At 63.8% G+C, this 14,834-nt stretch carries 11 protein-coding genes; 6 read left to right on the top strand and 5 right to left on the bottom strand.

The genetic code is table 11. From position 1 onward, the window contains the following. Positions 1-127: 127 nt before the first annotated feature. From DT068_RS01420 to DT068_RS01440, 5 genes are all read left to right on the top strand, one after another. Positions 128-1,093 (top strand): ABC transporter substrate-binding protein, encoded by a 966-nt coding sequence (locus DT068_RS01420; protein ID WP_119387977.1) that lies wholly within the window; start codon positions 128-130, stop codon positions 1,091-1,093. Positions 1,094-1,325: 232 nt separating this feature from the next. Beyond that, the gene (locus DT068_RS01425; RefSeq protein WP_368904362.1) at positions 1,326-2,378 is read left to right on the top strand and encodes a quaternary amine ABC transporter ATP-binding protein; all 1,053 of its coding nucleotides are present in this window, start codon (positions 1,326-1,328) and stop codon (positions 2,376-2,378) included. Continuing rightward, entirely contained in the window at positions 2,375-4,354 is a 1,980-nt protein-coding gene (locus tag DT068_RS01430; RefSeq protein ID WP_119387979.1) for an ABC transporter permease, read from the top strand. Before DT068_RS01425 ends, DT068_RS01430 begins: the two co-directional genes overlap by 4 nt. Beyond that, positions 4,351-5,238 (top strand): phosphotransferase, encoded by an 888-nt coding sequence (locus DT068_RS01435; protein ID WP_119387980.1) that lies wholly within the window; start codon positions 4,351-4,353, stop codon positions 5,236-5,238. The genes DT068_RS01430 and DT068_RS01435 overlap by 4 nt, the downstream gene beginning before the upstream one ends. Then, entirely contained in the window at positions 5,235-7,676 is a 2,442-nt protein-coding gene (locus DT068_RS01440) for a GcvT family protein (protein ID WP_119387981.1), read from the top strand. The genes DT068_RS01435 and DT068_RS01440 overlap by 4 nt, the downstream gene beginning before the upstream one ends. Before the next feature lie 168 nt (positions 7,677-7,844). Here the strand turns inward: DT068_RS01440 and DT068_RS01445 are convergent, their stop codons facing one another. From DT068_RS01445 to hutI, 5 genes are read right to left on the bottom strand one after another with little or no spacing between them, the layout of a single operon-like run. Beyond that, entirely contained in the window at positions 7,845-8,255 is a 411-nt protein-coding gene (locus DT068_RS01445) for an AprI/Inh family metalloprotease inhibitor (RefSeq protein WP_119387982.1), read from the bottom strand. An 18-nt stretch (positions 8,256-8,273) separates the two neighbouring features. After that, entirely contained in the window at positions 8,274-9,788 is a 1,515-nt protein-coding gene (locus tag DT068_RS01450) for an aromatic amino acid lyase (RefSeq protein WP_119387983.1), read from the bottom strand. Positions 9,789-9,796: 8 nt separating this feature from the next. After that, a complete protein-coding gene (gene hutU, locus DT068_RS01455) occupies positions 9,797-11,473 on the bottom strand; it encodes a urocanate hydratase (RefSeq protein WP_119387984.1) in 1,677 nt (558 codons plus the stop codon). A gap of 8 nt (positions 11,474-11,481) precedes the next feature. After that, complete coding sequence (hutC, locus tag DT068_RS01460) at positions 11,482-12,207, bottom strand: histidine utilization transcriptional repressor HutC (RefSeq protein WP_119387985.1); 726 nt, start codon at positions 12,205-12,207, stop codon at positions 11,482-11,484. Then, a complete protein-coding gene (gene hutI / locus DT068_RS01465) occupies positions 12,207-13,403 on the bottom strand; it encodes an imidazolonepropionase (RefSeq protein WP_119387986.1) in 1,197 nt (398 codons plus the stop codon). Before hutI ends, hutC begins: the two co-directional genes overlap by 1 nt. 43 nt (positions 13,404-13,446) lie before the next feature. Between hutI and DT068_RS01470 the strand changes: the two genes are divergently transcribed. Next, positions 13,447-14,832 carry a formimidoylglutamate deiminase gene (locus DT068_RS01470; RefSeq protein WP_119387987.1) on the top strand — a complete coding sequence of 462 codons (1,386 nt, stop codon included), beginning with the start codon at positions 13,447-13,449 and terminating at the stop codon, positions 14,830-14,832. The last annotated feature ends 2 nt before the right edge of the window (positions 14,833-14,834 follow it).

Genomic DNA, 14,834 nt, shown 5'->3' on the forward strand with positions numbered 1-14,834 from the left:
CCTGTGCCACGACACTTGCCGGCAGCGGACCAGACCACAACAAGCAAGTCCGCGCTTAAAGTTGCTCGAGCCTTGTCCGATCATTCGATCGGAAGGCTCGATGGGAGCCAGGAAGAGGAAGACATCCATGAGCAGATTGCGCGTAACAAGAGCCTTGTTCGGCCTTGCCGCTCTGGCGGCGACGGCCCTCACCCCCATGACCGCCCAGGCGGTCGAATCGAGCGATCCGATCAAGATCGCGCTGTTCGACTGGACCAGCGTCAATCTCAACGCCAAGATCCTCGGCGGCATTCTCGAGAAGCTGGGCTACACGGTCGAATATCCGACCGGCGATTATCTTTCATCGCTCACCACCGGCCTCACCAATGGCGATATCACGGTCGGCATCGAATACTGGGACACGACGGCGGGCGAGGCGATGAAGGCGTCGGATGCCACCGGCCAGACCGAGAAGCTCGGCAGCCTCGGGCCCAAGGCCAAGGAAGAATGGTGGTATCCGATCTATATGAAGGAGAAGTGCCCGGGCCTGCCCAATTGGGAAGCGCTCAAGGATCCGAAATGCGCGGAAGCCTTCTCGACGCCCGAGACGGCGCCCAAGGGCCGCTATCTCGGCGGGCCGGTGACCTGGGAAGGTTTCGATGACGAGCGCGTCGAGGCGCTGAATCTCCCCTTCACGGTGATCCATGCCGGCACCGACGCGGCGATGTTCGCCGAGCTCGATTCGGCCTATCAGCGCAAGGCGCCGATCATGCTGTGGATCTATTCACCGCATTGGGCGCCCGCCAAATATGAAGGCGAGTGGATCCAGTTCCCGGAATATACGCCCGAATGCTACACGGACCCCAAATGGGGCAGCAATCCCGACAAGGCGCATGATTGCGGCAAGCCGCATGGCGAGATCTGGAAATATGGCTGGGCCGGCATGAAGGACAAATGGCCGGTCGCCTACAAGGTCGCCAAGGCCTATCAGATCGATGCGGCCGAGCTCAACAAGCTCTCGGGCGATGTCGATCTCGGCGGCAAGTCGATCGAGGAAGTGGCGGCCGCATGGATCGCCGCCAACGAGGCCAAGTGGAAGGCCTGGGCGCAGTAGCGCCAGGAGACTTACGTCCACAATCCAAGAACCTCCCCTTCTCCCGCGCAGAGCGTGGGAGAAGGTGGCCGAAGGCCGGATGAGGGCTCTTTCGCGCACCGTGCTCCGATCGGGATGAGCGTTCCCTGCTGAGGCAAAGTGCCCTCACCCGCCCTCCGGGCACCCTCTCCCATTGCTTCGCAACAGGAGAGGGGAAAGGATGGAGAGAGTTTTTGATACGGAACGATTTGCAATGACCGATATCAAGCGGCCGGTGAAATTGTCCTGCCGCAATCTGTGGAAGGTCTTCGGCCCCAATGCCGAAGGCGTCATGAGAGAGCACAAGGGCGATGCCCCGGCCGAGGCGCTGGCGCGGGCGAAGCTCATCGGCGCGGTGCGGCGCGCCAGCATCGATGTGCATGAGGGCGAGATCTTCATCGTCATGGGGCTTTCGGGCTCCGGCAAGTCGACGCTGCTGCGCTGCCTGTCGCGCCTCATCGAGCCGACCTATGGCGAGGTCCGGTTCGACGGCCGCGATCTCCTCAAAGCGAGCGAGGCCGAGCTCATCGAGATCCGCCGCCACAAGATGGGCATGGTGTTCCAGCATTTCGCGCTCCTGCCGCATCTGACCGTGCTCGAAAATGTCGGTTTCCCGCTCTCGGTCCAGGGCGTGCCCAAGGCGCAGCAGACCAAGCGCGCCAGAGCGATGGTCGACCTCGTCGGCCTCAAGGGCCGCGAGCATCATTATCCGCGCGAACTCTCCGGCGGCCAGCAGCAGCGCGTCGGCATCGCCCGCTCGCTCGCGGTCGAGCCCGAAATCTGGTTCCTCGACGAACCCTTCTCCGCCCTCGATCCCCTGATCCGGCGCGAGATGCAGTCCGAGCTCATGCGGCTGCAGAATGTGCTGAAGAAGACCATCGTCTTCATCACTCATGATTTCGACGAGGCGATCCGCCTCGCCGACCGCATCGCCATCATGAAGGATGGCGAGATCATCCAGATCGGGGCGCCGGAAGAGCTGGTGCTCAACCCCGCCACCGACTATGTGGCGGAATTCACCCGCGACGTGAACCGCGCCAAGGTGATGTCGGCGGCAAGCCTGATGACGCGCGGCAAGACTTCCGCAAAACATGCCGGCACGGTGACGGCGAAAGCGAAAGTGGAAGCCTTTGCCGCCGATATCGTCGCCGCCCGGGAGCCTTTTGCCGTGACCGATGCGGGAGGCAAGCTCGTGGGGGAGATCGCGCCGCAGGCGGTCATCGATCTCCTCGCCGGGCGCAGGTCCGGCAAGGCGGCGCCAACATGACCGATGTCGCGCTCGATCATCGCGAAACGGGTGCCCGCGCACTGCCCGGCTGGCGCATCGCCGCGATAGTCATCGCCGCGATTGCCGTGGCCTTCGCCATCGCCTGGATCGTGCCCGGCGGTGAGGATTACCCGTCCGCCGCCATCATCCCCTTCGCCGAGTGGATCGGCGCCATCATGCAGTGGATCAAGGTGACCTTCACCTGGCTGACGCGCGGGCTTGCCGACATCATCAATATCCCGCTGCAGCTTGCCTTGGGCTTCCTGGCCAAGGGCTACAAGATCGGCTGGGGCGAGAGCACCGTCACCTTGCCGCGCTTCTCCTGGGTCGGCGTCTGCGCGGTGGCGGGTCTCATCGGCTATCGCTTCGGCGGCATGAGGCTCGCTCTGTTGAGCGGCCTGAGCTTCCTGGCGATCGCCTTGTTCCGGCAATGGGACAGCGCCATGCTGACTTTGGCGCTGATCCTGGTCTGCGTGCCGATCTGCGTCGCGACCGGTCTTCTCATCGGCATCTGGGGCTATCTCTCGCCGAGCGTGAACCGGCTCGTGATCACGCCGATGCTCGATCTGATGCAGACGATCCCGACCTTCGCCTATCTGATCCCGATGCTGCTGCTGTTCGGCAACAGCCCGGTCTCGGCCTTGCTCGCCACCGGCCTTTTCGCCACGCCGCCCATGGTGCGTGCCACCGTTCTCGGACTCTCGAAAGTGCCGCAGGACATCAAGGATTTCGCCGACATGGCGGGCTGCACCAGGCGGCAGAAACTGTGGCGCGTGCTGGTGCCGAGCGCCAAGCCCTCGCTGATGCTGGGCGTCAACCAGGTCATCATGCTGGCGCTCAACATGGTGATCATCTCCTCGATGATCGGGGCGGGCGGGCTCGGCTATGACGTGCTCCTCGCTTTGCGCGCCCTCAAGGTGGGCCAGGCGATGGAAGCGGGGCTCGCCATCGTCATCCTCGCCATCGTGCTCGACCGCGTCAGCCAGGCGGCCGCCCTGCAGAAGCCCGAGCAGGAAGCCGCGGCACTGCCCTGGCATCAGCGGCATTTCAATCTCATCGCCATCCTGGCGCTGCTGATCGGGACGACCCTGGTGGCGCTCGCGCTGCCGGCCTTCGCCAAGGTGCCGACCGAAATCACGCTCACCACCGCGCCCGCCTGGAAGGCGGCGGTCGACTGGGTGACGGTCAATTACTTCGACATCATCGAGGTGATGCGCACCAGCTTCCTGATCTATGTGCTCAATCCGCTGCGCGCCTTCTTCGAGGGATTGCCGTGGCTCGGCGTGGCGCTGCTCCTGGGCTTTGCCGGCTACCGGCTGGGCGCGCTGCCGCTCGCCATCATCGTGGCGCTCCTGGCCTCCTTCTGCGCGGTGACGGGCCTGTGGGTGCAGACCATGGCGACGCTCTATCTGTGCGGGGCCGCGGCCTTCATCGCCGCTTTGATCGGCATTCCGATCGGCCTGTGGGCGTCGCGCTCGAAACGCGTCGAGAGCATCGTGACGCCCGTCATCGACACGCTGCAGACGATCCCCTCCTTCTGCTTCATCATCCCGGTGGTGATGCTGTTCCGGGTCGGCGACGTGACGGCGCTCATCGCCACCGTCGCTTTCGCCATCGTGCCCGCCATCCGCTACACCAATCACGGCATCAGGCAGGTGCCGCATGAGCTGATCGAGGCGGGGATCGCGGCCGGCTGCACCAAAAGACAGTTGTTCTGGCGGGTGCAGCTGCCGGTGGCGCTGCCCGAGATCATGCTCGGCATCAACCAGACCATCCTCTTGTCGCTCAGCATGATCGTCATCTGCGCCATGATCGGTACGCGCGACCTGGGGCAGGAGGTGTTCAAGGCGCTGTCCAAGGCCGATGCCGGCAAGGGCATCGTGGCCGGGCTCGCCATCGCCTTCATCGGCATCATCGCCGACCGGCTGATCACCGCCTGGGTCGACCGCATGAAAGCCAGGCGCGGGCTGGCATGACGGGGTCAGCCGAACAGCGCGTGCGCGATCTCACCTGCTGGAGGGGCGCCGTCACGCTGACGCCGCTCAAGGGCGGCTTGAGCAATGCGAGCTTCGTCGTCAGCGACGCAGGCGGAAAATATGTCGCGCGCGTCGGCGAGGATTTTCCCTGCCATCATGTGTTCCGCGACCGCGAGGCGCGCGCCAGCCGGGCGGCCCATGAAGCGGGGCTGTCGCCGGAAGTCATCCATGCCGAGCAAGGCCTGATGGTGGTGCGCTTCATCGAAGCCAGAACCTGCTCGGAAGCGGATGTGCGCAGCAATCTCGAGCGCTCGGCCGAGCTTCTCAAGACATGCCATCGCGAGATGAAGCGAAGGATCACCGGTCCGGCCTCGGTCTTCTGGGTCTTCCATGTGCTGCGCGATTATGCCCATACGCTGAAAGAAGGGAGCCACAGTCGCGCCGCCGATATCCCGCGCTGGATGGCGCAGGTCGATTTCCTCGAGGAAGCGCAGGTGCCGCTGCCCGTCATCTTCGGCCATCACGATCTCCTGCCCGGCAATTTCATGGATGACGGCAAGAGGCTGTGGCTCATCGACTGGGAGTATGGCGGCTTCGGCACGGCGATGTTCGACCTCGCCAATATCTCCGCCAACAATTCCTTCAGCCCTGAGGACGAGCGCCGGCTGCTCACGCTCTATTTCGGCAAGGCGCCGGACGAGGCGACCCAGCGCGCCTTCGATGCGATGAAGACGGCCTCCACCTTGCGCGAGGCGACCTGGGCGATGGTGTCGGAGCTTCATCTCAATGCGCCGGGCGTCGATTATGTGGCGCATGCCAATGAATATCTCGGCCGCTATGAGCGGGCGCTCAAGACCTTCGAAGAGCGATATGGGAAATCATGAATCTTCCTGACCAAGCGGACATCATCGTCATCGGCGGCGGCATCATCGGCTGCTCGACCGCCTATCACCTGGCGCGCGACCATAGGGCCAATGTCATCCTGCTGGAGCAGAACAAGCTCACCTCGGGATCGACCTGGCATGCGGCGGGGCTGGTCGGGCAGTTGCGCTCCTCGGCGTCGATCACGCAAGTGCTCAAATATTCGGTCGAGCTCTACAAGAACCTGGCCAGGGAGACCGGGCTCGAGACCGGCTGGAAGATGACCGGATGTCTGAGGCTCGCCTGCAACGAGGACCGCTGGATCGAATATAAGCGTCTTGCCACCACGGCGCAGAGCTTCGGCATGGAAATGCATCTGCTGTCGCCCAGGGAAGTCAAGGCGATGTGGCCGCTGCTGGAAACATCCGATCTTGTCGGTGCCAGCTTCCTGCCGACCGATGGCCAGGCCAGTCCCTCTGACATCGCGCAGTCGCTGGCCAAGGGCGCGCGCATGCATGGGGCGAAGCTCTTCGAAGGCGTGCGCGTCGAAGGTTTTGAGATCGACAAGGGCCGCGTCGTCGCGGTCAGGACCAATCACGGGCGCATCGCCTGCGACAAGGTGGTGAATTGCGGCGGGCAATGGGCGCGCCAGCTGGGCGCCATGGCCGGGGTGAGCGTGCCGCTGCAGCCGGTGAAGCATCAATATATCATCACCGAGAAGGTGGAGGGCCTCGCCACCGACATCGCGACCATCCGCGATCCCGACCGGCGCATCTATTTCAAGGAGGAAGTCGGCGGGCTGGTGATGGGCGGCTATGAGCCCGATCCGATCACCTGGACGCTCGACGACGTGCCAAGCGATTTCGAGTTCCAGCTGTTCGAGGACGACTGGGATCATTTCGAGCAGCATATGACGCATGCGCTGGCACGTGTGCCGGCGCTCGAGACGACCGGCATCAAGAAGATGATCCATGGGCCGGAAAGCTTCACGCCGGACGGCAATTTCATCCTGGGCGCCGCACCCGAGCTCGCCAATTACTATGTCGGCGCCGGCTTCAACGCCTTCGGCATTGCGAGCGGCGGCGGGGCGGGCTGGGTGCTGGCGCAATGGGTGGCGCAGGGCGAGGCGCCGATGGACCTGTGGGTGGTCGACATCAGGCGATTCTCCGACCTGCACAAGGACAGGCAATGGGTGAATGAGCGCACGCTCGAGGCCTATGGCAAGCATTATACGGTCGGCTTCCCGCATGAGGAATATCAGAGCGGTCGGCCGCGCATCGTGTCGCCGCTCTATGAGCGCCTCAAGGAACTCAATGCCTGCTTCGGCTCGAAGCTCGGCTGGGAGCGGCCGAACTGGTTTGCGCCCAAGGGCGCCGAGCCGAAAGACATCTATTCGATGGGCCGGCAGAACTGGTTCAATGCTGTGGGTGTCGAGCACAAGGCGGTGCGCGAGCAGGTCGGCGTCTTCGACCAGTCGTCCTTCGCCAAATATGAACTCAAGGGAAAAGATGCGGCCGAGGCCTTGTCCTGGATCTGCGCCAATGACGTGGCGCGTCCCTCCGGGCGGCTCACTTATACGCAGCTCCTCAATTCGCGGGGCGGCATCGAATGCGATCTCACCGTGGCGAGGCTTAAGGAAGATCACTTCTATATCGTGACCGGCACCGGCTTCCGCACCCATGACCTCGCCTGGATCAGGGATCATATCAGGCCCGGTCTCGATGCGAGGCTCGTGGATGTGACCGAAGAGTGGGGCACTTTGTCGGTGATGGGACCGAATGCCCGTCAGGTGATCGCCGCGATCACCCGCGCCGATATGTCGAATGCGGCTTTCCCCTTCGGCCATGTGCACGAGATCGAGATCGCTGGACACAGATTGCGCGCGCTGCGCGTGACCTATGTGGGCGAGCTCGGCTGGGAATTGCATATGCCGATCGGGGCAACGGGTGATGTCTTCGACGCGCTGATGCAAGCAGGTGCGGCGCATGGCATCGCGCCCGCCGGCTATCGCGCGCTCGAAGCGCTCAGGCTTGAGAAGGGCTATCGCGCCTGGGGCTCCGACATCACGCCCAATGACAATCCGTTCCAGGCCGGGCTTGGCTGGGCGGTGAAGCTCAGATCGAACATCGCCTTCATGGGACGGGAGGCCTGCGAGAAGGCGGTGCATTCGCCGCTGGCGAAGAAACTCACCTGCTTCACCACGGTCGATCCGAATGTCGTGCTGCTGGGCCGCGAGACCATCCTGCGCAATGGCAAGCAGGTCGGCTATCTCACCAGCGGCGGCTATGGCTACACGGTCGGCAAGCCGATCGGCTTTGGCTATGTGCGCGATGCGGCCGGTGTCGATGACGATTATCTGCGCAATGGGACCTATGAGCTGGTGGTGGCGAATAACCTGCTGAAGGCGCAGATCCATCTGGAGCCGCTTTATGATCCGCAGAATCTGCGCGTGAAATCGTGACGAAGTTTCCCTTCTCCCGTCCGCAGGATGGGAGAAGGTGCCCAGAGGGCGGATGAGGGCTCTTTCTCGAAAGCGTCGCTCCTGAGGCAAAGAGCCCTCACCCGGCCTTCGGCCACCCTCTCCCATTGCTTCGCAACGGGCGAGGGGGAAATGTTGGAAGGAGCGTCGTCAGTTCTCCAGCGCGCCGCTGCCGAGCTTCACGATGGTCTTGATGCCGTCAGTCTCGGGCTCGGCGACATAGGCATTGTCGGGGGTGAAAAAGCGGATCAGCGATTTCCGCGTCGCGTCGGCGAGCACGATCTCCCAGCCTTCAAGGAGCCGCCAGCTCGCCACATCATTCATGACCGGGAACACCTTGCCGCATTCAGGGTCGACATCGATCACCATGCCGCCGATCGTCTCCTCGCGCGACAATGTCACCTTGCAGGTCTTGCCGGCATCGGCGTTCTGGATGGTCCAGTCACCGAGGAAATCGGCCACCATGGCCGGATCGATTTCGTCGAGATTCATCGGCGCTTGCGCCAAGGCCGGGCTTGCGGCGAGCGCGATCAACAGGCCTATCGCCCGGGGGTTCCACATGAAGCTGCCGCCCTCATCTCATTCGAGAGCAGGATCGACCTTCTCGCGGGCTTCCGTCAAGGCGCGATCGAGGATCGAGCCCGATTGCAGTTCGGTGATCAGAGGCGCGATATCGAAGATCGTCTCGCCTTCGCGCCCGATCGGCAGCATGTCGCCCAGTATCTCGACCGCCGGGCGGATGCCGCGGCCGAGATCGGCCTTGCGCAGGCGCCGGCGCCTGATGGCCCAGACCGCGATCATCATTTCGAGCCCGGCGATCTTCCAGCCGGCATCGATGACACGCATCAGGTCATGCACGGCATGAAGCGCGTGGCTCGCGGTGTCCTCGACGCCATCGGCCACCTGGCCGACGGAATTGAGGAGACTGGGGCGGGCCCAGATCTTGACCGAGGTGACGAGGGAAGCGGTGATGTGGCCGAGATTGAGGAACTGCACGCCGCCCACCGCACCCGCCTCCTCGGCAAGACCGGTGGGCAGGCCGGTGAAGGCCGGCCATTGCTGCTTGTGCACGCGCTCGCCAGCCAGATCGCACATCTTGGCCAGAGCCTGGCGCAAATGATCGGCGGCGAGGGTAAGCCTTGTGGTGTCCATATTGCCGTTCGATACGGCGTTGCCGCTGATGCGATCGATGATCGGGTTGTCATTTACCGAATTGAGCTCGCTGTTCCACACATCTGCGGCTGATGCGAAGACTTCCGCTGCCGCGCCATGAACCTGCGAGGCGCAGCGGAAGGAAAGGGGATCCTGCAGAAGACGCGCCTCGCCCGGTTTCCACAGGCGGCTGTCGGCGAGGTAATTGCGCATGCGCAGAGCGCTGCGGCGCTGGCCCCGGCGTTTATGGGCGCGATTGGCCTCTTCCGAGATGGCGCCGAGATTGCCGCGAAATCCTTCCAGCGCCACCGCGGCGGCCAGATCGAAGGCCGGCATCAGGCGTTCGGCGGAGGCCAGCGCGATGGAGCCTTGGGCGAGCGAGACCGCATTGTTGTTGATGAGGGAGAGCGTTTCCTTCGGCCTCGGCAGACCGAGCTTCTTCGCCTCGGGGCGGTTGAGCAGCCAATACGACAATTGCGCATTGGGCACGAGGTCGGAGGCGCCGACCGAGCCCGAGCCATCGATCTCCGGCATCTTCGCGCTGTTGATCGCGCCCGCAATCACTTCCACCAGCTCCGGCGAGACGCCGGAGAGGCCATGGGCGAACTGGTTGGCGAGAAAGAGCAGGGCGCCGTGCACGGCCTCGGGAGGCAGAGTCGGTCCCGGCACGCGCGTCGCATGCGCCGCGACGAGCTTGGCGTTATAGGCAGCCGCCGTGGCCGGATCGACCTTGAAATCCTTCTGCGAGCCGACGCCGGTGGTGATGCCATAGGCAGGACGGTTCTCTTTCAGGATGGTCTCGACGATGTCGCGCGAGGCCCTGATCGCCGCGAAGGCCGAAGGGGCGACGGAGACGGCGAGCATACCGGAAGCAGCCCGCGCGAGTTCGCGGAAATCGAGATCGTGGCCGGTGATGACGAGGGACGGCATGTGCTGGGTCATCTCTGCTCTCAAACGCCGATGCCGAGCGACGGCAATTTGAGGCCCTGTTCTTTCGCGCAATTGATGGCGATGTCATAGCCCGCATCGGCATGACGCATGACGCCGGTGCCCGGATCGTTCCACAGAACACGCTCGAGCCTTCGCGCCGCATCGTCCGAGCCGTCGCAGACGACGACCATGCCCGAATGCTGCGAAAAGCCCATGCCGACGCCGCCGCCATGATGCAGCGACACCCAGGTCGCGCCGCTCGCGGTGTTGAGCAGCGCATTGAGGAGCGGCCAGTCGGAAACGGCATCCGAGCCATCCATCATCGCCTCGGTCTCGCGGTTGGGCGAGGCGACCGAGCCAGAATCCAGATGATCGCGGCCAATGACGATGGGCGCTTCGACTTCGCCGTTCTTGACCATTTCATTGAAGGCGAGGCCCAGACGATGGCGCTGGCCGAGGCCGACCCAGCAGATGCGGGCGGGAAGGCCCTGGAAGGCGATGCGCTCCCTGGCCATGTCGAGCCAGTTGTGGAGATGCGGATCATCCGGGATCAGCTCCTTCACGCGCTGGTCGGTCCTGTAGATGTCTTGCGGGTTGCCGGAGAGAGCGGCCCAGCGGAAGGGACCGATGCCGCGGCAGAAGAGCGGACGGATATAAGCCGGGACGAAGCCCGGAAAGGCGAAAGCGTCCTTGAGGCCCATATCGAGGGCGACCTGGCGGATGTTGTTGCCGTAATCGAGGGTCGGCACACCGGCCTTGTGGAAAGCGAGCATCGCCTCGACATGGACGCGCATGGATTGCTTCGCCGCCGCTTCGACGGCCTTGGGATCGGAGACGCGCTTCTCTTCCCATTCGGCAATGGTCCAGCCGGCGGGGAGATAGCCATTGACCGGATCATGCGCCGAGGTCTGGTCGGTCACCGCATCGGGCCTGATGCCGCGCTTCACCATATCCGGGAGAATCTCGGCCGCATTGCCGAGCACGCCGACCGAGATCGGCTTGCCCGCTCTGTGCGACGTGTCGATCATGGCCAGCGCTTCATCGATGCTCGAGGCCCTGGCGTCGAGATAGCGCGTCTTCAAACGCATCTCGATGCGGGACGGCTGGCATTCAATGGCGATCATCGAGGCGCCGGCCATGGTGGCGGCGAGCGGCTGGGCGCCGCCCATGCCGCCAAGCCCCGCGGTCAGGAACCATTTGCCCTTGAGCTTGCCGCCATAATGCTTGCGCCCGACCTCGGCGAAGGTTTCATAAGTGCCCTGCACGATGCCCTGCGTGCCGATATAGATCCACGAGCCCGCCGTCATCTGGCCGTACATCATGAGGCCCTTGCGGTCGAGCTCGTTGAAATGGTTCCAGTCGGCCCAGTGCGGCACGAGGTTGGAATTGGCGATGAGGACGCGCGGCGCATCCTTGTGGGTGCGGAAGATACCGACCGGCTTGCCCGATTGCACAAGCAAGGTCTCGTCCGCCTCGAGCGAACGCAACGACGCCGTGATGCGGTCGAAGGCTTCCCAGTTGCGGGCGGCCCGGCCAATGCCGCCATAGACCACGAGCTCCTCGGGGCGCTCGGCGACGCCCGGATCGAGATTGTTCATCAGCATGCGCAAGGGCGCCTCGGTGAGCCAGCTCTTGGCGCTGATCTTCGTGCCGGTCGGCGATGTGATGATGCGGCTGTTGTCGCGGCGGGTGTCCATAAAAACTCCTACTGGCTCAGCGTTCCGGAGGGCGATGTCTTGTAGCGGCTGTGAAGGGCATAGCGGCTGGCGGGATAGGTGAGCGTCACGACAGTGACGACATGGCCCTTGCTCCAGCTGCGCCGGTGCAGAGCAAGGCAGGGCTCATGCTCGCCGATATCGAGCAAAGCCTGCTGATCGGGCGTCGGCATGACGGCCTCGACCGTGTGCTCGAGCTCATCGACCGGCACCGCGGCGACGAGATAGCCGGTCGGCGTCACGGCCGAAAAATCCTGCTCGTTGAAGTGCGGCGCGGCGAAAGGATTCACATAGCGCTCTTCCAGCTGCACCGGCACGCCGTTCTCGCTATGCACCATCACCAGATGGAAGAGCTTTGCCGGCAGCCGGAGCTCGAATTCCTCGGTGAGCGCGGCTGAGGCTTCGATGGTCTCGCGCGTTTCGATGTGAGCGGTATGCCGGTGTCCACGCGTTGCGATCTCATCGGCGATGTTGCGCAGTTCGACGAGGCTCGAACGGGCCGGCGGCTCCTTGACGAAAGTGCCGACCCCCGGCACGCGGGAAAGGAAGCCATCGGCGGTGAGCTCGCGCAGCGCGCGGTTGGCGGTCATGCGCGAGATGCTGAAGGTCTCGACGAGCTCGTTCTCGGACGGCACGCGCATGCCGGGCGTCCAGGCGCCGGAGCGGATATGGCCGAGAATGTGCTCCTTGACCTTGGCATAAAGGGGCGCCGTCATCAGAGTTTTCCCCTGATGATTTCGCCATTGCGGATCACCGCGGCGAGGGGATTGAAGCCGAGCGGGTAGGCGAGATCACCCGGGCGCTCGGCATTCCACAGAACGAGATCGGCCTTCATGCCGGGTGCGATCCGGCCCCTGTCCTTGAAGCCCAGCGCGCGGGCGGCATTCACCGTCACGCCGCGCAAAGCTTCTTCCGGGGTGAGGCCGAAGAGGACGCAAGCCATGTTCATGGTCGCGAGCAAGGAATGGACGGGCGAGGAGCCGGGATTGAGATCGGTCGCAATGGCGATCGGCACCTTGCGGGCGCGCAGGGCGGCAACCGGCGGGTGCTGCTTCTCTTTCAGGTAGTAGAAGGCGCCGGGCAGGAGCACCGCGACGGTGCCCGATTGCGCGATGGCAACGACGCCATCCTCATCCAGATATTCGATGTGATCGACGGAGAGCGCCCCATAGCGCGCGGCGAGAATGGCGCCGCCCAGATTGGACAATTGCTCGGCATGGAGCTTGATCGGAATGCCGAGCTTCTGTGCGGTGGCGAAGACTTTCTCCGTCTCGGCGACGGAGAAAGCGATGCCTTCGCAAAAGGCATCGACGGCGTCGGCGAGCCTGGCTTGGGCGACGGCCGGCAAGGCCTTGCCGCAGACGAGATCGACATAGGCCGCGTGATCGTCGCGATATTCGGCCGGGAAAGTATGGGCGCCCAGATAGCTCGTCACCACATCGACCGGATGCTGCTTGCCGAGCGCGCGGGCGACGCGCAGCATCTTGAGCTCTGTCTCGACATCGAGGCCATAGCCCGATTTGATCTCGATCGTGGTGACGCCTTCGGCCAGCAGGCTTTCGAGCCGGGTCGATGCCGATTTGAGCAGCTCTTCCTCGCTGGCCGCGCGGGTGGCGCGCACCGTCGAGAGGATGCCGCCACCGGCCTTGGCGATCTCGGCATAGGAGACGCCATTGAGGCGCTGCTCGAATTCCCGGGCGCGATTGCCGCCATAGACAATGTGGGTGTGGCAGTCGATCAGGCCCGGGGTGAGGAGGCGCCCGCCGCAGTCGATCGACTGAGCCGCGGGCGCTTCCTTCCGCGCCCCGGTCCAGGCGATCCGTCCATCCTTCACCAGCACCGCGCCATCCTCGATCAGGCCATAGGGCCCGCCTTCCGTCATCGTCGCCAGTCTGAGATTGGAAAAAAGCATCGAAGCCACTTGTATAAGGTTGTATATACAGTATAGTGAAAAGATGAAACAGCGCAAGTTGAAATTCGCCTCCGCTTTGCTTTCCTCGGGCTGGGCCGAGGACGTCACGCTCACCATCGATGCCCATGGCATGATCGAAAAGGTCGAGGCCGGCAGCTCCGACAAGACCGCCAAGACCCTGAAAGGCATCGCCATTCCGGCCATGCCGAACATCCATTCGCATGCCCATCAAAGGCTGATGGCGGGGCTCGCCGAAGTGGCAGGGCCAGGGGCCGACAGCTTCTGGACCTGGCGGGAAGTGATGTATAGCTTCGCGCTCAAGCTCGGACCGGAAGATCTCGAGGCGGTCGCGGCCCAGCTCTATGTCGAGATGCTGAAGAGCGGCTCGACCATTGTCGGCGAATTCCAGTATCTGCATCACCAGCCCGATGGCTCGCCCTATGACGAGCCGGCCGAGCTGTCGCTGCGCTGCCTTGCGGCGGCCGAGGAGGCGGGCATCGCCATCACGATGCTGCCGACGCTCTATGCCTATGGCGGCTTCGGCGGCCAGAAGCCGACAGAGGGGCAGCGGCGCTTCATCAATGATGAGACTCGCTATCTCAAAATCCTTTCGAGCCTCGACAAAGCCAGCAAGGGCCATAATTTGCGCCAGCTCGGCATCTCGCCGCATTCGCTGCGCGCCGTGACCAGGGAGCTTCTCAACGAAGTGATCGCCGGGCTCGACCGCCTGGGGCGCAAGACAGCGCCGATCCATATCCATGTGGCGGAGCAGACCAAGGAAGTCGATGACTGCATCGCCTGGTCGAAGGGGGCGCGGCCGGTCCAGTATCTCATCGACAATTTCGCTCTGTCGCAGCGCTGGTGCGCCATCCATGCCACCCATATGACGGCGGATGAGACGGCACGCATGGCGGCCTCCGGCATGATCGCGGGGCTGTGTCCCACGACCGAAGCCAATCTGGGCGACGGCACATTCCCCGCCGATCTCTTCCTCAAGAACAAGGGCGCCATCGCCATCGGCTCCGACAGCCATATCAGCGTCAGCCCGGCGGAAGACCTGCGCCAGCTCGAATATTCGCAGCGCCTCAGGGACCGCACCCGCAATGCGCTGGCTTCCGGCCCCGGCAAATCGACGGGGCGCACCTTGCTCGATGCGGCACTTACGGGCGGGGCCCAATCCATGGCGCAGAAGGTCGGCGCCCTGGCCCCTGGCTACCGCGCCGATATCGCCGTGCTCGATGATGGGCATCCGGCGCTGATCGGGCGCTCGGGGGATTCGGCGCTCGATAGCTGGATATTCTCCGGCGGCAATGCCTGCATGCGCGATGTCTTCGTCGCCGGCGAACATGTGGTGCAGGAGCGTCGACATATAAGAGAAGAAGCGATCGAGAAGAAGTTCCGCGCCGCGGTGAAGCGGCTGACAAAATAGGT

Source organism: Taklimakanibacter lacteus, assembly GCA_003576695.1.
GTDB lineage: Bacteria > Pseudomonadota > Alphaproteobacteria > Rhizobiales > Aestuariivirgaceae > Taklimakanibacter > Taklimakanibacter lacteus.

What these genes read in the sequence shown, in the direction of transcription:
- DT068_RS01450 (WP_119387983.1), bottom strand. Translation starts at nt 9,788, where the DNA reads ATGACCCAGCACATGCCGTCCCTCGTCATCACCGGCCACGATCTCGAT.
- hutI (WP_119387986.1), bottom strand. Translation starts at nt 13,403, where the DNA reads ATGCTTTTTTCCAATCTCAGACTGGCGACGATGACGGAAGGCGGGCCC.
- DT068_RS01470 (WP_119387987.1), top strand. Translation starts at nt 13,447, where the DNA reads ATGAAACAGCGCAAGTTGAAATTCGCCTCCGCTTTGCTTTCCTCGGGC.
- DT068_RS01440 (WP_119387981.1), top strand. Translation starts at nt 5,235, where the DNA reads ATGAATCTTCCTGACCAAGCGGACATCATCGTCATCGGCGGCGGCATC.
- DT068_RS01435 (WP_119387980.1), top strand. Translation starts at nt 4,351, where the DNA reads ATGACGGGGTCAGCCGAACAGCGCGTGCGCGATCTCACCTGCTGGAGG.
- DT068_RS01425 (WP_368904362.1), top strand. Translation starts at nt 1,326, where the DNA reads ATGACCGATATCAAGCGGCCGGTGAAATTGTCCTGCCGCAATCTGTGG.
- DT068_RS01445 (WP_119387982.1), bottom strand. Translation starts at nt 8,255, where the DNA reads ATGTGGAACCCCCGGGCGATAGGCCTGTTGATCGCGCTCGCCGCAAGC.
- DT068_RS01430 (WP_119387979.1), top strand. Translation starts at nt 2,375, where the DNA reads ATGACCGATGTCGCGCTCGATCATCGCGAAACGGGTGCCCGCGCACTG.
- hutC (WP_119387985.1), bottom strand. Translation starts at nt 12,207, where the DNA reads ATGACGGCGCCCCTTTATGCCAAGGTCAAGGAGCACATTCTCGGCCAT.
- hutU (WP_119387984.1), bottom strand. Translation starts at nt 11,473, where the DNA reads ATGGACACCCGCCGCGACAACAGCCGCATCATCACATCGCCGACCGGC.
- DT068_RS01420 (WP_119387977.1), top strand. Translation starts at nt 128, where the DNA reads ATGAGCAGATTGCGCGTAACAAGAGCCTTGTTCGGCCTTGCCGCTCTG.